Raw genomic sequence first — 16,284 nt, forward strand, 5'->3', positions numbered from 1 at the left:
AGTCTGGACCGGTCTACCGGTCCAGTCGAATCAAGTGGCGGGCCCGTGCGTGTGGGTGTCAGGCGAGGTGTCAGCGGGTGGTGTCAGGAGCGGGTGACACTGCGTCTGCCTAGGGGTTTGGGTGTCAGGGCGTCGTGACGGTGTCAGGCGTCACGCGGGTGTCAGGGCGGGGACGATCCGCCACCTGCCGGTGGTGTTGGTGGGCTCCAACCGGCCCTCCTCGTACGCGTCCTTGAGCCGTGCGGACACCCACGGGCGGGAGAGGCCGTGCCGGTCGCACCACTCCATGAAGTCCTTGGGACCGACGACCATCCGGCCCTCGTCCTCGAACTGCGTGAGGGCGTCCGCGAACAGCCGGCGGGCTTCCTCCGGCGACGGCTTGCGGCCGGTGTCCTGCCCGAACAGCGGGGTGTCGTCGCCCTCTTCGGGGTCGGGGAGTTCGGCGTCCGGGTCGATGTCGACGTCCTCCGGGTCGACCAGCAGCCCGTACTCCATGTCGTCGTCCCCCTCGTCGGCAGCGGCGTTGGCCGTCTGCTCGCCGGTGTCGTGCCGGTCGGTGTAGGCGCGGCCGGCGACACCGGCCGCGGCGCGGTCGGTGATGGGGTCGGGGGTGGCGCCGTTGCGCTGTGCCCAGGTGGCGAGCAGCTCCATGACGGGCACCGCCCGATGTCCGAACGCCCGGGTGCGGCCCGGGGAGGGGTAGCGGGACTCGTCGATACCGGGGCTGACGACGTAGCAGTAGCCAGGGCGTCGGTTGCCCCACGCCCCCGGGTGCGCGCCGGCGTCGATGACCGCTTCCGGCAGGGAGAACCCCTCGTCGCGCGGGTCGCAGCCGAGCGCGATCACGGACGGGAGGGATGCCCGCGTGCTGGTCGACATCTGGTCGTACGACGGACGCTGAAGCGACACGATCAGCGAGATCCCCGCGCTGCGGGCTTCCTGCGCGATTCCGGTGAAGACGTCGTCCCCGAGGGCGCGCAGGGTGTTGGCGGCCTCTTCCATCCAGGCGACCAGGAAGGGCATGCCCGCGCAGCCGCACGCCGTGCCGTCCTTGCGGCAGGAGTGCGCGGGGTCGTTCTGCGTCTGGACGCATTCCGGGGTCCACTGCCGGTAGTGGTGGGCTCCGAGCCAGCTTGTGCGGGCGGGGATAGCTGCCTTGAGGGCTTCCACCATGATCTCCGTCGGCGCCCCGCCCTCAACGGCCCAGTCGATGCCAGGCAGCAGGGGGCGGAAGTCCTGGAAGGACTTGGGGTCCGACAGCCACAGCACGACATCCCGGCGGGAGAGGATCTCGGTTTGGACGTTCAGGGCGGTGTCGCCCTTGCCGGACCCGGTTCCGCCCGCGATCAGTACGTGGGTGCCGTTGCGCTTGGCCTCCGGGTCGCCCGGGAGCCAGAGGTACATGGGGGCGCCGTCGTCGTAGCGTCCGATGACCAGCGGTTCCGCGATAGAGCCCCCCAGGTTCGACGGGCCCTCCCACTCCACCACCTCGGACAGCATGTCTTCGGGGACGATGACGAGTTCGCCGCGGCGTGCGGAGCCGGGGTCGGGGAGGTAGCGCACGGCCGATGTCGGCAGATCGAGGGCAGACGCGAGCCGGGACAGGCTCTTGGTGACGTCGTCGTTGGTCTGCTCGCCCGCTTCCAGACCGAGCGGCGCGGTGACCCGGTTGGGTTCCACCTTGGCCGTGCCGATCTGTGCGCGGGCCAGTCCGACCTTGGCCAGCAGGCCCTTGTCGGAGCTTTCGCCGGCGGGGTCGTCGTTGCGGCGCAGGACCATGCGCACGTTCCACGACAGGGCCAGCACCGGCCCGCCGATCAGATACAGATCGTCGATAGGCCCGGCGGTCGGCCCGGCGAGGCACGCGGCGGTCAGCCACGCGGAACCCGCAGCCACGGTGACAGCGGAGTGGAGACGGCGCTGCTGGCTGGTGGACTTGCCCATCCACCAGGTGGCGCCGGTCAGTATGACGGAGCCGAGGGTGAGGCCGACACCGGCGGCGGCGCTCTCGCCCCACCGCCAGTTCCCCAGGACACCGATCAGACCGGTGCCCGCGACGCCGATCCACGGGGGCAGGTGGGGCTTGGCCCGGTTGAGCAGGTACGCCCCAATGCTGCCGCCCGTCCCGTCGTTCGTGGTGGCGGGGACGGTGAGCGGGTAGGTCCGGCCATCCTGGTCGGTCCACTTGTGTGCCATCGGTCAACCTCCTTACTGCTGAGCCCAGTTGATGACGGGCTGCTGCGGCTTGCGGGCGCGGTGGCGGACGCGGTTGATCTCTTCCTCGTACTCCTGCTGGAAGGTCGCGTAGGTGGCGGCGGCGCTTTTCGCGGCGTCCCGCAGCGCGTCGGCGGACTTCTGCATCTTGCGGGCCACCTTCCGGGCACGGATGCGTGAGCCGAATGCGCGCCCCTCCGGGTCCGGCACCGCCGCCAGCACGCCCTTGAGGATCTCGGAACCCATGGCCACCTCTATCGAGAGGGCCACGGCCGCCGCACGCAGGGTGTTGCAATAGTTCCGCACCTGCGCCGGCGAGGTGAACTCCGGTGCCGGGAGCAGGGATTCGGCGTGGCCGCGATGACTGCCCGTGCGGGCCATGCCCTTGTTGTTGTTGACGGTGACGTTGATCGGCGGGACGAACGAGGAGCCCATCGCGCCGACGAACCCGCCGGCGGCGGCGCCTGCGTTGGCGAACTTGTTGGACTTGTTGGTGGTGCCGTCGTTGACGTTGACGCGCGGCCGGTTCGCGCTCTGTGCCTGCCGGTGCTGCCGGTTGGCCGCCCGGTTGGCCGATCCGTTGTCTGCCATGCGGTGTTCTCCTCAGGTCAGCGGGTGCGGCGGACGATGAGCCATGCGGCCTGCGCGGGCAGCAGCAGGAACAGCCACAGCAACTCCAGCGGACCCGCGAGCGGCCCGAACCCGGCGGCCAGGGCGGCCCACCCGAGCGCGAGGGTGGCGAGTGCGGCGGTGCCGATACGCCACGCGAGCGTGGTGCGGTGGGCGGGGTGGCGGCGCTGAACGAACGCCAGCCACGCGATCGGCGCGGCGACGGCGGGGGCGAGCACGAGAGCGGACCACCAGGCCAGCGCGTGCAGGAGCGCGGTCACCACGAATGTGGCGAGCGCGATACCGGTCGGCGCGAGCGAGACGCGGAAGCACCACAGCAGACGGCCCACAAACACGGCGAACTCGCGGGTCAGGGAGGGGCGTTCGGGCACGACGACCACGAACGGTTGAGCGGAACGGCGCCCGCGCTGACGCGGCAGACGCACAGTGTGAACACCGGCCGCTGTCTTCACGCGGCGGGTACGGGTACGGCTGGACACAGTAGAACTCCCAGGTGAGTGACGGAGGTTGGCGGGGTTCACGCGGTGGGGCGGGGCAGGGCGCGGCACTTCGTGGCGTGCTCCTGCGCCCACTCCAGGACGTCGGACGCGTAGCCGTAGCGGGTCGACTTGCTGCCGCAGGCGGTGCAGCGGGCGTTGGCGTGGATGTCGTCGGCGCTCACGTCGACCGTGACGTCCGCGTCACCCAGCAGCTCGCCGGCGTAGGTGAGGAGGCGGGCGGTGACGCCCTGCGGCCATGCGGTCGGAGCCTTGAGAGACACGAAGGTTCTCCTCGGACGAAGGGATTCAGGCGGCGCGCTGTTCTTCGGGATAGGCGCAGGTCACGCAGGTGCCGAGCGAGACGGGGATGACGTATCCGGCGTCCGTGCGGCACTGCGGACAGATCCGCCGGGCTCGGTTGGCGCACTCCAGTGCTCGCCACTTGGCCGGCGTCATCGGCCGGACGGGCTTGGCCTGGTCGAGGCGGTAGAGGTAGGCGACCAGCGGGCCGCGCCGGTAGCGCGGGCGCAGTACTTGTGCGGCAACTGGCTGACCGCCGGGGCGCAGGCCACGGGCCCGTAACTGGCGGCGGGTGGCGTAGCCGTCAGGGGCGGTGCGCCACGGGAAGGTGGGGATGCCGTGCCGGGCGCCGGTTGGGTCGAAGCACTTCGCGTACCCGATCGACATCACGCCACCGCCTCAACCGGCGAAGCCTGCGCAGCACTGTCCCGCACGCGCGCGGCCACCCATCCGACCGACCAGCCGGTGTCGTCGGCGAGCTGTCGCACGGTCCGCTCGCCCTCCTGGAAGGAGCGGATGTAGGCGCGAGCCTCGTGTTCGGGCATCTTCGTGAACACGTCCCCGGTGCTGTTCACGCCCGTGTTCACGGCGGCATCCATCGTGTTCACGCGCTCGCGGTCGACCTCGTCCGGGGAGGCCTGTAGGGCGGTGTTGTGAACGGCGCGCTCACGGCGTGAACGCTCGGATCGCTCCTGCTGTTCACGCTGTTCACGCTGTTCATGGCGCAGGGCGTCGGCGCGCTGCTGTTCCTCGCGCCGTATCCGGTCCTCGTGTTCGCGCTGCTCACGGCGCATGTCCGCCTCACGGTCAAGGCGTTCACGCTCCAGACGGGCAGCGTGCTCACGCTCGGCGGCCCGCTCAGCGTTCTCGCGTTCGGCCCGCTCGTGCTCCAGCCGTTCAGCGTGCTCACGAGCCTCGTGTTCACGCTGTTCACGGGTCTGCCGCTCGTGTTCACGCTCGGCCCGCGCCCGCTGTTCACGCTCTGCCCGTTCGGCGGCCCGTGAACGCTCGATGCGCTCCAGCGCGGTGCCGATGGCGCGCCGGTAGGCCAGTCCGGCTTCCGCCGTGACGATCAGCAACAGGGGCGCCACGGAGTGGACGGCCACCCCGACCAGGTCCCGCTTGAGGACGCTGTCGCCGATGTTGAGGAACAGCGTCATCAGACCGGTCATCCACCGCAGGACGGCCGGCCACCGCCCGGAGTCGCCCCCGAGCCGCGCCACGACCGCATCCAGCCGGACCACGATCACCACGGCCGCATCCACCACCAGCGGCAGGATCGGCGCCGTCCAGCCCCACTCGGTCGGCGTGACGCGCTCTACCAGCGGGGTCACGGTGAGCACGGAGAACAGCACCGCACCACCCGTGATCGCCCACGTGCCAGCGGCGAGCGTCCTCTCAGCAGACCGGATCTGCTCGGGGCTCAGGGACTCAAGCATCCCCGCCCCCGAGTTCGGCATCCTCCCGCGTGCCGCGGAGGGAATCGCCGTAGGCGATGAGCTTCAGCTCCGCGCCGGCGAACTCAGCCAACGCGTGCAGCGTCCAGGTCTGGCCACCGCTCTGCTCGCGGAACTCCACCGCGTCCGCGGCGATGCCGAGCGCGGCCCGCCACACCTCGAACGGCCCCAACCCCTGGTGGAGCGCCAGCTCCAGCCGACTCGGGTAGATCGTCGAAATCTCCAGCGTCGGGGCAGGCAGGTCCGGGAAGTCGACTGCGAGCGCACGCAGCGCCCGCAGCGGGACGGTGAGCCCGTCCAGCGTCAGGTTCTCCCTCATGCCGCCACCGCCGTACCCGCCACGGGGCGGCACACCGAACGGCGGACCGGCGTCCGGCGGGGGCGGCGGGCCACGGCCCGCGCGTCCTTCAACGGGCTCGTACGCAGCAACGTGGCCGCGTACGCCGCGGCCTGCGGGTCGTCCTCGCGCAGCTCCGCGAGGACCTCGCGCGCCACGTCCAGCCGGATGGCCCGATCCTCCGCGGACTCCTTGGCCGGACCGGCGAACAGCTCCAGGTCGATGCCGAACGCCAGTTCCGCGAACTCGGTCGCGGTAACGGCTTCATGACCAGCAACGATGCACTTCATGGGTCGTAGCTCCTTAGTCGGTAGAACGGCCCGAACAGCGGCCCCGGTGCTCGAACACCGGGGCCGCGCGCCGTTGTGGAACCAGCAGATTGCGGCTCCCTGCAACCTCGCCCGTACGGCATCGCTCACCGAGCGACCCGGACGGGCAGGGGAGGCAACCGACCGCAGCAGAGATCCACGCTGCGGAGGTGGAAACGGCTTCACCGGCCCGCCCTTGCGGGGCGGACCGGTCCCGAGCCGGTGAATCGGGCGCGTCATCGTCACTGCTCTGACGCCAGCAGGGCGGCGCGCACCGGGTGGCACTCAAGAGGTTGACCTCCAGTGGTGGAGGGATGATCCCCAGGGGTGTTCTCCAGAGACGGTGCGCAGGGAAGTGGCCGCCGGCGACCTTGACCCGGGTCGCTCGGGGACGGGGACTCTCGCCCCGTCGAATCGACACACTGTTCAGTTCTCAACGAACGAGCGCTTCCTTCGTACTCACCCCTGCGGGCTTTCCTCCGGGCACATCCATAGACTGGACCGGTGGACCGGTCCAGTCAAGTGATAAGGGTTCGACTTTGTCGACATTCCGAACATCAATGCTGGTCAGAGATCTGAAAGAGCATCAAAAAAGCTGGACCGGCGGACCGGTCCAGCTCTTTTATGGGTAACTCAGGCCTACATCGCATAGGTCTCCACCTGCTCGTAGTGCGGGGAGGGCGTGACCCCCTCTTCGCATACGAGCGGGCGCCCTTGTTGGTCGTACGCGGTGTGCAGGATGACGGCAACCGCCGTCGCCTCGGACAGCGCCAGATGGTGTGACTCGTGCTCGGTTGCGAGCCGCACCGTGGTCACGTCCACCCCCTCTGCCGGATAGCGGCCGGTCTGCCGGCGAACGTAACGAGTCGTTCCCTCGGCAATGGGAGCGGTGTCCGCAAGCCGAGGGGAGGCTTCCGCGACCTCCGGCGGGAACCACGCTTCCGCGTAACTGTGCGGGCTCCCGTCCGGGAGTCGGTGGATTCGAGTGCGTCGCAATGCGGCAACTCCCGAATCCATACGCAGTGCGGCGGCCACGCGCAGTGGGGGATCGGCCCAATCCGGCTCACCGACCCGCTCGAAGGGCATGCCTCCAGAGATGCGGGCGGAACCCGCCCGCCGGGCGCCCGCAGGTCGCGCGATGGGTGTGTTCGTCACAACGAACCCGGTTCCCTGCTTGGCCACGACAACGCCGTCGTTGCGCAGCACGTCCATTGCCTTGATGGCGGTCGCACGCGACACCGACCACTGTTCCGCGAGTTCACGTCCGGACGGCAGGGGCTCATCCGTGAACTCGCCAGCGGCGATCCGCACACGTAGCGACTCCGCGATCTCCTCGTACTTCAGTAGTGCCATGACTTCCCTTCCGACACTCCAAGGTGGACTGGTCCACCGGTACACACCATACTGCTGCTATGTCGAATCGCGAACTGGCTCCCTCTGTCCTGCGCTTTTACGGCGAGACCGTGAACGAAGGCAGCCGCCTGCGTCGCTCGGCGGACGGTCGTCTCGAACTGGCCCGGACTCAAGAACTTCTGCGTCGCTTCCTGCCGGCGGCCCCCGCGCGGGTGCTGGACGTGGGGGGCGGCACTGGAGTGCATGCAGAGTGGCTGGTGAAGGACGGATACGAGGTGTCCTTGGTGGACCCTGTTCCCCGCCACGTTGAACAGGCGTCCGCCGTCTGCCCAGCGTCCCTCGGAGACGCGCGCGAACTGGACGCGCCCGATGACAGCTACGACGTCGTGCAACTCCTCGGTCCGCTCTACCACCTGCCCGACGCTAGCGACCGCCGTACGGCGCTCTCGGAAGCCCGACGCGTCGTGAAACCGGGCGGGTTGGTGGCCGCAGCGGCGATCAACCGCTACGCCTCGCTCTTCGAGCACGTCACCTACGCGCATCTGCACACCGAGCGCATGCAGGATGCAATCTCGAAGATCCTCCGCACCGCCGTGCACGACGGTGCTCACTTCACCCTGGCGTACTTCCATCGCGCGGAAGAGCTTGCAGACGAGCTTCGGGAATCAGGGCTCACCGACGTGCAGGTGTTCGGCATCGAGGGTCCGGCATGGTCGCTCGTGAAAGCGGTCGAACAGCAGCCGGGCGACGGACCCACAGACGACCTCATCGCGTCCGCAATGACGGCCGCGCGGATGGCTGAGCCGTACCCGGAGCTACTCGCAGCCAGCTCTCATCTGCTCGCGGTCGGACGGGCCCCCGCCAGCGTCGCCGCATGACCCGAGAGACGAAGGGCCCGTCTCAAGAAAAGGTGGACGCCCCTCATTGCCCGGAAGCCCGAATTCTGAATGATGCATTCCGGGGTTGCGCATAGTGTTGTTCGGCAGTCTTCAATCATGGAAAAGCCTCGGATTATATACGCACCCACTGACAACGGGTGGGTTCGGCTGAGGGGCTCCAGGATTCAGAGGCGGAGCGCTTGTTACCCGGCGGTCACTTATGAGCGAAGCTCGCGATTATATACGCACCCACTGACAACACCGGTGGCCTTGCAATCGATCATGCCCGCGATCACGCCCGTGTGATCTCAATCACACTCCATGATAATCGTTTCCGCAGGTCAGGGCCCATGTCTGTTCATTTACCGGCTACCCCGCACGGGTTTATGAACACTCTCCACATAGTTATCCACAGGTTTCGGCGTGCGCCTGTGGATAACCTGCTTGGCGTATCGCTGATGTGCCGTCATGCTCTTTCCACGGCGCAGTCATTGATCCGAAATTGCTGTCGGTGCCGTGGGCTAGATTTGACCGCAACGCAAAGAGGCGCCCGCCTCTCGCCAAAGAAGTTCGGGCGCCTCTCCAACGAACACAAGGAGAACGTGTGACGTCCAGCTCGGCTCGCAGTGCAATCGCCCCCCTGGGAGGGGGCATGCTGTCTCGTACCCTCGCATACGGCACCGACAGCCGCAACATCAATTTGATCTTCCTCGCTACCTGTCTGGCTTGCGTGATCAACGGCGAGACGCTCACGGGAATTCTCACGCAGGCTACGTGGCTGGTGGTGACGGTGATCATTCTGGCGGTTGTTCTGGCCGTCGAGCGCCTGGCCGTCGAGCGGTCCGCGAGCAGGGGACGCCCTATCGTCTGCTAGATGATGGCGCCAGGCCGTTACGGCTGCCCTGTTGGCCTCTGCGGGGGTGCTCGCGGGCCATGTGCGGGCCAGCAGCCCGTGCAACCGCCCGCGCCCGGTACGCTGTACCCGCTCCGCCCCTGGTGGGCGGGCAGGAGGTGGGTTGCCCGAGCGGCCTAAGGGAACGGTCTTGAAAACCGTCGTGGCAGCGATGTCACCGTGAGTTCGAATCTCACCGCTTCCGCAGTGATCGAAGGGGTGCTCCTCATTGAGGGGCACCCCTTTCGTATGGGCCCGTCGGAAAAATCGTTCAAATATGCGAACGATCAATAGTAGTTCGAATTTATCCCATGAAAAGTTTATACATAATGATCGAATGTGATCATTATTAATTTGTGCCCCTTGTGTGTTCATAGCCCGCTATAGAGTCGAGTGACCAGTGGGATTTCGCAGGGGGACACATGGCCGAGTTCAAGATCCAGAAACAGACCGCCGAGATCATCAACCAGGGCGAGAACCTCTTCATCGGCCCCCAGCAGGCGAGCGCCGCCACCGCCCGCATCGACGCCCTGCTCGGCCAGATCGACACCGAGTGCTCCGAGGCCGACGAGTGGACGGAGCTGCGTGCCGAGGTGGAGAGCGCCCGTTCCGCTCTGCCCGAGCGTGAGGCGGCCGTCGGGGCGCTGGAGCGGGCCCGTGTGGTCGCCCTGGCTCTCCGGGCCGGCTCGATCGTCGCCGCCATCGCCACCGTCATCAGCTCTTTCACTCAGTGAAAGTGAAGAGGATCGATGGGCGGCAACAGAGATACGAACCAGAACCCGAACCACCACTCCACCTATGACATCGGTCGGCAGGAAGCCCGCACGATCAACAACGCGGACACGATCAACATCTCCTACCGGGATCCCGGCCCGGTCGAAAGCGCGGAGCAATTTCTTCGGCTCGGAGAAACGTCGCTTCACCAGGGTCTCTACGATTCCGCGGTCGCGCATCTGACGAAGTGCGTCGGCCTCGGTGTTTCCGACCCTTCGGCCGCCGCACACGCTCGTTTCCTGCTGGCCCTGGCCACTCTCCGAGGGAAGCGTCCGAGTCTCTGCACCGGCGCCGAACTCACATCCGTCGTCAGTCTGCTGAGCCCGCTGCTCGAACCGTCCGCACGCTTTCTCGTGGCCTTGGTCGAAGAGGACCGCACCAACGCGTGGATGGCGTCGTCGGAGGTCCCGGTCAGTCTGCGGCTGAGTGCGCGGCAGGTCGATCGGTCGCACGCGGATCTCATCCGGCGGCATGTACCCGCACCGCAGAGCCGTGTCTGGCAAGCACTCAATGAACGTGCAGGAGGAACCACCTCATGACCCTGACCATGGCAGAGACCGAAGCGACCGAGCGGAAGCGGAAAGTCGAGAAGTACTTCCATCCCACTCCGAAGCAGAGCCTCGATCAGATCGCCACAGCTCTGCTCGCGGTCGGCGGTATCGCGGTGCTGGTCGGGCTGATCGCCCTGAACAGCAACGCGTTCGTCGGGGGTGTGATGATGGCGGGCGGTATTTACGCCGCGATCAAGGGAGGCGGCAAGAAGAAGGAATACCGGGACGCGTACGAGAAGTCCGAACCGAAACTGTCCGACCGTGAGATGGACAGGCTTCTCGCCCAGGACCTGAAGGTCATCGAGGAACGTGCCATGCAGCGCCTCGGTATCACCTCGGAGCATCTTGAGATCGGTGCCCAGTCGTGGGACCCGGTGGCGGCTCTCCTCGGCACGAGCCCGTCCGAGCGTCCGGAGAAAAGGCCGCTGGTGCTGTACGGGCCGAATCTCAGCGGGTTCGGGATCGGCGACGACGGGGTGTGGCGGTTCCAGGAGTACGAGGTCCTGGTGGTCTGTCCCACCCTGCACCACCTCGCTCTCTTCCACTGTTCGCTGGACTTCCTGTCGGGCGGACTGTCCAAGGAGGACACGGAGGAGTACCAGTACAACCACGTGGTCGCCGTCTCGACCAGGACCACACCCGCTCCCGCCGACATCTCCCTGGAGCAGTTGAACACCCGTACGCCTGACGACGACTCGGTCCACTTCAGCAAGGTGCAGCGGCGTCGGCTGGAGGTCAGCGTGTCGAACGGCCAGTCCATGGGTGTCACCGTCGGCATCTCGGACGAGGAGGACAGCACGAAGCGGGCCAGGCTCCAGTCGAGCGGCATCGACGAGGTCATCGGGTCCATCCGGCGCGTCCTGCGCGATCGTTCCCGATGAGGGCGTGACGGATTCTTCGTTCAGTCAGTAGGTAGGGGTGCCTCTCGTGGAGAGGCACCCCTTTCTGTCGGCCTGCGCCATCTCACCCCCGCCACCCCGTCATCCGCCCCGCCGAGGCGACAGTCGCCAGGGCCTCCCGCTCCGTGAGCCCCGTCTGGACGGCCGCCTCCACCAGCGGCTCCACCAGAACATCCCCCAGCCCGTTCTCGTACGCCCGGCAAGCCGCCCAGAACAGACGGGTGTTGCGTTGGCCCTCGTGGGCCGCCAGGACGAACTGGACCAGGCCCTGGCCGTGTTCGGGTGGGGCGGGAGATGTGGAGCGGTGGGTGCGGGGTGGGGGCAGGAGGAGGCGGAGCAGAGACGGCGGGCAAGGCGCCGGGGTCAGGTGGGACGTGCCGGGGGCCGTGCTGTAGACGCCGTGGTCCGTGCGGGAGCCGGGGCCCACCAAGTAGCCGCCGGCTCCTCTGATGTCGATGCCGGGGGCCAGTCTGCTCGCCGAGTTGGGGATCACGGCGTCCGGGGGGCCGGTCAGCCAGAGGTGGCGGCCGCCGGACGGGGTCAGGACGACCACCGTCTCGGGGATCGTGAACAGGTGGCGCAGGGCCAGTTCGCGCAGGGCCGCCGAGGAGTCCGTGCCCGACTTGGTGTCGAGGTCGATGCCGATGAGGTGGTGCGGGGGCAGGCCGCAGGCGATGCCGTAGCCGGTGGCCCAGGGGGCGGCGGCGAAGAGTTCGCGGATGCGGGACGGGTCGGTCGTGGCGTCGTACACGCCGTGACCCATCGCGCCGCACTCGCCGTGGCAGGGGGGTGGGATCGGGGCGTCCCGGTGGGGGGAGCGCAGGGCCGGGAGTTTTGTTCGGGACAGCGGGATGACGGCCAGGCCGCGTTCGGCGGCTGACAGGGCGTGGGCGAGGGCCAGCGTCGTGGCCTGCCGGTCTGTGGTGGCCATGCTTCCATGTTCGTACACCTGTTCGAAAAAGGGAAGGGCGTGTGGGCCCGCAGGGGTCGGATCAGGCGAATGGCTGGAAATGTGCGGGAACGCTTCGTCCCTTGTGTCCCTTGGGTGTCACCGCCGGCGCCTGGCGTGAATCAGGGTTAATCGGCTGACCTGCGACTTTGGTGATGTGAAGAGGGTTTATCGACTTGTCATCACGCTTCAGGGGGAATAAACGGTTCCGGGGTGGTTCGCCGGGGATTCGGTGGGCAATCCTGATCTCGCGACGCAGTGCACAGCGGCGAGAAACACCGGGGCGGGTGGCCAACTGCCTTGGGGGTAGCGGTAGTTCGCGTAGTTCACGCATCACACGTACTTCGTACGGTCCGGCACTGGAGCCGGGGCGTACATGTTCTGGAGGAACAGACATGGCAAGCATCCGTACCGCCCGCGTCATCGCCGCCGTCTCGGCCCTGCCCCTCGCCGCCGCGCTCTTCAGCGGCGTCGCGACGGCGGACAACGGCGCCTTCGCGGACGACGGATCGAACTCGGCCGTCGCCAGCATCATCGGCAGCGGCGTGGGTGGCGACAACAACGGCAACTCGTCCACCTCGCAGCAGCAGGCGGTCGGCTCCGGCGCCTCGAACCAGAACAACACCGCGCAGGTGAACGGCTCCGGGTTCACGGCCATCGACCAGTCCAACGCCGTCGTCAACTTCACCAACCTCTGGTAGGCCCTCGGGCCGGCGGGGGTGTGGGTCCCCGGCGGTCCTGAACTCCCTTGTGGGGAGCGCTTCATGGGGTGGTAACACGTCTGCGCGGCGGCACGAACTTCGTGTCGCCGCGCAGACGTTTTCCCTGCCGGGTGCTGGGTCCGTCCCTTGACACCCTTCCGCATCTGACGGACAGTCAGAAACCGTGAGCCAGCCACCCAGCCACTCGTCCGGTCCCCAACTCGCCGCGCAGCTCGCCGCGTTCGAAGGGCGGCCCGCCGTCGCCGGTGGTGTCGGCAAGGATCCCGTCAACGAGCCGATGATCCGGCACTGGTGCGAGGCGCTGGGCGACAGCAGTCCGGCGTATGCCGGGCCGGACGCCGTCGCGCCGGCCACCATGCTCCAGGTGTGGACCATGGGCGGCCTCTCCGGGCATTCGAGCCGCTCGGAGGCGTACGAGGAACTGCTCGCCCTGCTCGACGACGCGGGCTGCACCTCCGTCGTCGCCACCGACTGCGAGCAGGAGTATCTGCGGCCCCTGCGGCCGGGGGACCGCGTCGCGTTCGATTCGGTCGTCGAGTCCGTCGTCGGGCCCAAGACCACCAAGCTCGGCACCGGGTACTTCGTCACGACCCGGATGGATGTACGAGTGGAAGGTGAGCCGGTGGGCACCCATCGGTTCCGGATCCTCAAGTACGCCCCCTCCCATGCCCCAGGCGCCTCGCGCGCCCCTGAGACGTCTACGGGGCGCGAACGCGCCGCCACCCGCCCCCGCCCCGTCGTCAACCGCGACAACGCCGGGTTCTGGGACGGGGTCGGCCGCCGTCAGCTCCTCATCCAGCGGTGCCTGGAGTGCCGTGCCCTCCGCTTCCCCTGGCTCCCCGGGTGCAACGCCTGCGGCAGCGGCGACTGGGACACCGTCGAGGCGTGCGGCGACGGCACCGTCTTCTCGTACGTCGTCATGCATCACCCGCCCTTTCCTGCCTTCGACCCGCCCTATGCCGTCGGGCTGATCGAGCTGGCGGAGGGGGTGCGGATCATCAGCAACGTGATCGGCGTGCCGTACGACAAGGTGCGGATCGGCATGCCGGTGCGGCTGGAGTTCGTGCGGTACGAGGACGGGCAGCCGGAGTTGCCCGTGTTCCGGGGCGATCTGCCGGGAGAGGTGGGCGGATGAAGGCCGGGGATGCACTGCCTCCGCTGGAGATCGAGATCACGCGCACGCTGATCGTCGCCGGGGCCATCGCGTCCCGCGACTTCCAGGACGTGCACCACGACGCCGAGTTGGCGCGGGTGAAGGGGTCCCCGGACATCTTCATGAACATCCTCACCACGAACGGGCTGGTGGGGCGGTATATAACCGACTTCTTCGGGCCCGCCGCCGTTCTGCGCAAGGTCGCCATCCGCCTCGGCGCCCCCAACCACCCCGGCGACACCATGGTGCTGACCGGCCGCATCGAGGAGGTCGACGGCGACTTGGCCGTCGTACGCGTGCTCGGGGCCAACGCGATCGGCCGGCACGTCTCCGGGACGGTGACCGTCCTCGTACCCCCCTCGGGAGGCACCCCGTGAGCCTGCACGCGCGCGACGACCTCGGCGGACGTACGGCGATCGTCGGCATCGGGGCCACCGAGTTCTCCAAGGACTCGGGGCGCAGCGAGCTGCGGCTGGCCGTGGAGGCGGTGCGGGCCGCGCTCGACGACGCCGGGCTGACCCCCGCCGACGTGGACGGCATGGTCACGTTCACGATGGACACCAGCCCGGAGATCACCGTCGCGCAGGCCGCCGGGATCGGGGAGCTGTCCTTCTTCTCCCGCGTCCACTACGGCGGGGGCGCCGCCTGTGCGACCGTGCAGCAGGCCGCGCTCGCCGTCGCGGCCGGGGTGGCCGAGGTCGTCGTCTGCTACCGCGCCTTCAACGAGCGGTCGGGGCGGCGGTTCGGGTCGGGGGTGCAGCGGCGGGAGCCGTCGGCCGAGGGGGTGGCGCTCGGCTGGTTGCTGCCGTTCGGGCTGCTCACGCCCGCCTCCTGGGTGGCGATGGCGGCACAGCGGTACCTGTACGCGTACGGGCTGTCGGCGGACGTGTTCGGGCAGGTCGCCGTGAGCGGGCGGAAGTACGCGGCGACAAATCCGGCCGCCTGGTTCCACGGCCGGCCCATCACCCTCGCCGACCACGCGGCCTCGCGCTGGATCGCCGAGCCGCTGCGGCTGCTGGACTGCTGCCAGGAGACGGACGGCGGCCAGGCGGTCGTCGTCACCTCCGTCGAACGGGCGCGCGATCTGCGGCACCCGTCGGTTGTCGTCGCTGCCGCCGCCCAGGGCGCCGGGCGTGCCCAGGAGCAGATGACCAGCTTCTACCGCGACGACCTCACCGGGCTCCCCGAGATGGGCGTGGTGGCGCGGCAGCTGTGGCGGACCGCGGGGGTGGGTCCGGCCGACATCGACGTCGGCATCATCTACGACCACTTCACTCCGTTCGTGCTGATGCAGCTGGAGGAGTTCGGCTTCTGCGCCCCCGGTGAGGCGGCCGATTTCGTCGCGGCCGAGGGGCTGCCCCTGAACACGCATGGGGGACAGCTCGGGGAGGCGTACCTGCACGGCATGAACGGCATCGCGGAGGCGGTACGGCAGCTACGCGGGACCTCCGTGAACCAAGTGCCGGGCGCGGAAAGAGCCCTGGTCACGGCGGGTACGGGGGTGCCGACCTCGGGGCTGGTCCTGGAGGCCGCGGGATGAGTCCGACCGTCTTGGCGACTGTCCCGCCCGCGGCTGTCACTACTACCGGAGGACCAGCCTCCGTACTACCGCCGTACGAGGCCTCAGGGTCGGACCCTCATAGGCCCGTACCCTGCCTCCACCTTCAGGAGGTGGAGGCAGCCCCCCTCCTACAACCTGAGGCGGACGCGGCTTCGGGACCTGCGGCCGATCCGCCCGAGTAGGGGGCGAACCTAGCGTAGAGCCATGACCACACCCGTCTGCACCAGCGCTTCGAACGCGGCTACGCTCGCGACGCAGACCCTGTCGTTCGCGTCGTACACCTCGTACCCGTCGTTCTCGTCGTACGTGAAAGCCCGCCGCCCGGTGCTGCTGCGCACCGCCCGGTCGCTCACCGCGAACCCGAGCGACGCGGAGGACCTCCTACAGACCGCGCTCACCAAGACCTACGTCGCGTGGGAGCGGATCGAGGACCACCGTGCGCTCGACGGCTATGTCCGCCGTGCGCTCCTCAACACGCGGACGTCGCAGTGGCGCAAGCGCAAGGTCGACGAGTTCGTCTGCGACGAGCTGCCGGAGCCCGAGGGGACGCCGGTCGGCGATCCGGCGGAGCACCAGGTGCTGCACGACGCGATGTGGCGCGCGATCATGAAGCTGCCGGCGCGGCAGCGGGCGATGGTGGTGCTGCGGTACTACGAGGACCTGAGCGAGGTCCAGACGGCCGAGGTGCTCGGGGTGTCGGTGGGCACGGTCAAGTCGGCCGTCTCACGGGCGCTGGGCAAGCTGCGCGAGGACCCTGAGCTGGTGCTCGCCCGATAACTCGCGAACTCGCGCCTGATGGTTCCCTCACGGGAACCTCTTGTGACTCC

20 protein-coding genes and 1 tRNA gene are annotated in these 16,284 nt (G+C 68.4%); 11 read left to right on the forward strand and 10 right to left on the reverse strand.

The window, feature by feature from the left end; all coding sequences use genetic code 11:
• Nucleotides 1-150 precede the first annotated feature (150 nt).
• The 9 genes from traB to OG787_RS24625 form a co-directional block, all read right to left on the reverse strand.
• On the reverse strand, nucleotides 151-2,196 hold the full coding sequence (gene traB / locus OG787_RS24585) for a plasmid transfer protein TraB (RefSeq protein WP_405536388.1): 2,046 nt from the start codon (nucleotides 2,194-2,196) through the stop codon (nucleotides 151-153).
• Nucleotides 2,197-2,208: 12 nt separating this feature from the next.
• Complete coding sequence (gene traA / locus OG787_RS24590) at nucleotides 2,209-2,805, reverse strand: plasmid transfer protein TraA (RefSeq protein ID WP_405536389.1); 597 nt, start codon at nucleotides 2,803-2,805, stop codon at nucleotides 2,209-2,211.
• Between the two features lie 17 nt (nucleotides 2,806-2,822).
• Nucleotides 2,823-3,215, reverse strand: coding sequence for a hypothetical protein (locus OG787_RS24595; RefSeq protein WP_405536390.1), 393 nt, complete (start codon nucleotides 3,213-3,215; stop codon nucleotides 2,823-2,825).
• A 146-nt stretch (nucleotides 3,216-3,361) separates the two neighbouring features.
• Complete coding sequence (locus tag OG787_RS24600) at nucleotides 3,362-3,604, reverse strand: hypothetical protein (protein ID WP_405536391.1); 243 nt, start codon at nucleotides 3,602-3,604, stop codon at nucleotides 3,362-3,364.
• A 25-nt stretch (nucleotides 3,605-3,629) separates the two neighbouring features.
• Nucleotides 3,630-4,010, reverse strand: a complete 381-nt coding sequence (locus tag OG787_RS24605; RefSeq protein WP_405536392.1) for an RRQRL motif-containing zinc-binding protein — start codon at nucleotides 4,008-4,010, stop codon at nucleotides 3,630-3,632.
• Complete coding sequence (locus OG787_RS24610) at nucleotides 4,010-5,062, reverse strand: DUF2637 domain-containing protein (RefSeq protein ID WP_405536393.1); 1,053 nt, start codon at nucleotides 5,060-5,062, stop codon at nucleotides 4,010-4,012. The genes OG787_RS24605 and OG787_RS24610 overlap by 1 nt, the downstream gene beginning before the upstream one ends.
• A complete protein-coding gene (locus OG787_RS24615; RefSeq protein WP_405536394.1) occupies nucleotides 5,055-5,399 on the reverse strand; it encodes a hypothetical protein in 345 nt (114 codons plus the stop codon). Before OG787_RS24615 ends, OG787_RS24610 begins: the two co-directional genes overlap by 8 nt.
• Entirely contained in the window at nucleotides 5,396-5,707 is a 312-nt protein-coding gene (locus tag OG787_RS24620) for a hypothetical protein (protein ID WP_405536395.1), read from the reverse strand. The genes OG787_RS24615 and OG787_RS24620 overlap by 4 nt, the downstream gene beginning before the upstream one ends.
• 657 nt (nucleotides 5,708-6,364) lie before the next feature.
• Nucleotides 6,365-7,078, reverse strand: a complete 714-nt coding sequence (locus OG787_RS24625; RefSeq protein ID WP_405536396.1) for a GntR family transcriptional regulator — start codon at nucleotides 7,076-7,078, stop codon at nucleotides 6,365-6,367.
• 59 nt (nucleotides 7,079-7,137) lie between these two features.
• On the opposite strand from OG787_RS24625, the gene OG787_RS24630 reads away from it, so the two are divergent.
• The 6 genes from OG787_RS24630 to OG787_RS24655 all read left to right on the forward strand — a co-directional run bounded on the left by OG787_RS24630 (nucleotide 7,138) and on the right by OG787_RS24655 (nucleotide 11,054).
• On the forward strand, nucleotides 7,138-7,956 hold the full coding sequence (locus tag OG787_RS24630; RefSeq protein ID WP_405536397.1) for a class I SAM-dependent methyltransferase: 819 nt from the start codon (nucleotides 7,138-7,140) through the stop codon (nucleotides 7,954-7,956).
• A gap of 652 nt (nucleotides 7,957-8,608) precedes the next feature.
• On the forward strand, nucleotides 8,609-8,830 hold the full coding sequence (locus OG787_RS24635) for a hypothetical protein (protein ID WP_405536398.1): 222 nt from the start codon (nucleotides 8,609-8,611) through the stop codon (nucleotides 8,828-8,830).
• 133 nt (nucleotides 8,831-8,963) lie between these two features.
• Nucleotides 8,964-9,053: transfer RNA gene (locus OG787_RS24640), tRNA-Ser, on the forward strand.
• A gap of 217 nt (nucleotides 9,054-9,270) precedes the next feature.
• Nucleotides 9,271-9,582, forward strand: coding sequence for a hypothetical protein (locus OG787_RS24645; protein ID WP_405536399.1), 312 nt, complete (start codon nucleotides 9,271-9,273; stop codon nucleotides 9,580-9,582).
• Nucleotides 9,583-9,597: 15 nt separating this feature from the next.
• The gene (locus OG787_RS24650; protein ID WP_405536400.1) at nucleotides 9,598-10,161 is read left to right on the forward strand and encodes a hypothetical protein; all 564 of its coding nucleotides are present in this window, start codon (nucleotides 9,598-9,600) and stop codon (nucleotides 10,159-10,161) included.
• Between the two features lie 8 nt (nucleotides 10,162-10,169).
• Nucleotides 10,170-11,054 carry a hypothetical protein gene (locus OG787_RS24655; protein ID WP_405536401.1) on the forward strand — a complete coding sequence of 295 codons (885 nt, stop codon included), beginning with the start codon at nucleotides 10,170-10,172 and terminating at the stop codon, nucleotides 11,052-11,054.
• A gap of 82 nt (nucleotides 11,055-11,136) precedes the next feature.
• Here the strand turns inward: OG787_RS24655 and OG787_RS24660 are convergent, their stop codons facing one another.
• Nucleotides 11,137-12,003: a bifunctional DNA primase/polymerase gene (locus OG787_RS24660; protein ID WP_405536402.1), complete on the reverse strand. Its 867-nt coding sequence runs from the start codon at nucleotides 12,001-12,003 to the stop codon at nucleotides 11,137-11,139.
• Nucleotides 12,004-12,416: 413 nt separating this feature from the next.
• Here OG787_RS24660 and OG787_RS24665 point away from each other — a divergent pair, with 413 nt between their 5' ends.
• The 5 genes from OG787_RS24665 (at nucleotide 12,417) to OG787_RS24685 (ending at nucleotide 16,234) form a co-directional block, all read left to right on the forward strand.
• The gene (locus tag OG787_RS24665; RefSeq protein WP_235476904.1) at nucleotides 12,417-12,722 is read left to right on the forward strand and encodes a hypothetical protein; all 306 of its coding nucleotides are present in this window, start codon (nucleotides 12,417-12,419) and stop codon (nucleotides 12,720-12,722) included.
• Between the two features lie 184 nt (nucleotides 12,723-12,906).
• A complete protein-coding gene (locus OG787_RS24670) occupies nucleotides 12,907-13,878 on the forward strand; it encodes a bifunctional MaoC family dehydratase N-terminal/OB-fold nucleic acid binding domain-containing protein (RefSeq protein WP_405536403.1) in 972 nt (323 codons plus the stop codon).
• Nucleotides 13,875-14,273, forward strand: coding sequence for an acyl dehydratase (locus OG787_RS24675; protein ID WP_405536404.1), 399 nt, complete (start codon nucleotides 13,875-13,877; stop codon nucleotides 14,271-14,273). Before OG787_RS24670 ends, OG787_RS24675 begins: the two co-directional genes overlap by 4 nt.
• A complete protein-coding gene (locus OG787_RS24680; RefSeq protein WP_405536405.1) occupies nucleotides 14,270-15,436 on the forward strand; it encodes a lipid-transfer protein in 1,167 nt (388 codons plus the stop codon). Before OG787_RS24675 ends, OG787_RS24680 begins: the two co-directional genes overlap by 4 nt.
• Before the next feature lie 225 nt (nucleotides 15,437-15,661).
• A complete protein-coding gene (locus tag OG787_RS24685; RefSeq protein WP_369029055.1) occupies nucleotides 15,662-16,234 on the forward strand; it encodes a SigE family RNA polymerase sigma factor in 573 nt (190 codons plus the stop codon).
• Nucleotides 16,235-16,284 lie beyond the last annotated feature (50 nt).

Origin of the sequence: Streptomyces sp. NBC_00075 (genome assembly GCF_045041225.1) — a bacterium.
Taxonomy (GTDB): domain Bacteria; phylum Actinomycetota; class Actinomycetes; order Streptomycetales; family Streptomycetaceae; genus Streptomyces; species Streptomyces adonidis.

Bases quoted from the DNA above. Each gene is read 5' to 3' on its own strand.
- OG787_RS24685 (WP_369029055.1), top strand. From the start codon at position 15,662: ATGACCACACCCGTCTGCACCAGCGCTTCGAACGCGGCTACGCTCGCG.
- OG787_RS24645 (WP_405536399.1), top strand. From the start codon at position 9,271: ATGGCCGAGTTCAAGATCCAGAAACAGACCGCCGAGATCATCAACCAG.
- OG787_RS24665 (WP_235476904.1), top strand. From the start codon at position 12,417: ATGGCAAGCATCCGTACCGCCCGCGTCATCGCCGCCGTCTCGGCCCTG.
- OG787_RS24610 (WP_405536393.1), bottom strand. From the start codon at position 5,062: ATGCTTGAGTCCCTGAGCCCCGAGCAGATCCGGTCTGCTGAGAGGACG.
- OG787_RS24625 (WP_405536396.1), bottom strand. From the start codon at position 7,078: ATGGCACTACTGAAGTACGAGGAGATCGCGGAGTCGCTACGTGTGCGG.
- traB (WP_405536388.1), bottom strand. From the start codon at position 2,196: ATGGCACACAAGTGGACCGACCAGGATGGCCGGACCTACCCGCTCACC.
- OG787_RS24675 (WP_405536404.1), top strand. From the start codon at position 13,875: ATGAAGGCCGGGGATGCACTGCCTCCGCTGGAGATCGAGATCACGCGC.
- OG787_RS24620 (WP_405536395.1), bottom strand. From the start codon at position 5,707: ATGAAGTGCATCGTTGCTGGTCATGAAGCCGTTACCGCGACCGAGTTC.
- OG787_RS24655 (WP_405536401.1), top strand. From the start codon at position 10,170: ATGGCAGAGACCGAAGCGACCGAGCGGAAGCGGAAAGTCGAGAAGTAC.
- OG787_RS24605 (WP_405536392.1), bottom strand. From the start codon at position 4,010: ATGTCGATCGGGTACGCGAAGTGCTTCGACCCAACCGGCGCCCGGCAC.
- OG787_RS24635 (WP_405536398.1), top strand. From the start codon at position 8,609: ATGCTGTCTCGTACCCTCGCATACGGCACCGACAGCCGCAACATCAAT.
- OG787_RS24650 (WP_405536400.1), top strand. From the start codon at position 9,598: ATGGGCGGCAACAGAGATACGAACCAGAACCCGAACCACCACTCCACC.
- OG787_RS24630 (WP_405536397.1), top strand. From the start codon at position 7,138: ATGTCGAATCGCGAACTGGCTCCCTCTGTCCTGCGCTTTTACGGCGAG.
- traA (WP_405536389.1), bottom strand. From the start codon at position 2,805: ATGGCAGACAACGGATCGGCCAACCGGGCGGCCAACCGGCAGCACCGG.
- OG787_RS24615 (WP_405536394.1), bottom strand. From the start codon at position 5,399: ATGAGGGAGAACCTGACGCTGGACGGGCTCACCGTCCCGCTGCGGGCG.
- OG787_RS24660 (WP_405536402.1), bottom strand. From the start codon at position 12,003: ATGGCCACCACAGACCGGCAGGCCACGACGCTGGCCCTCGCCCACGCC.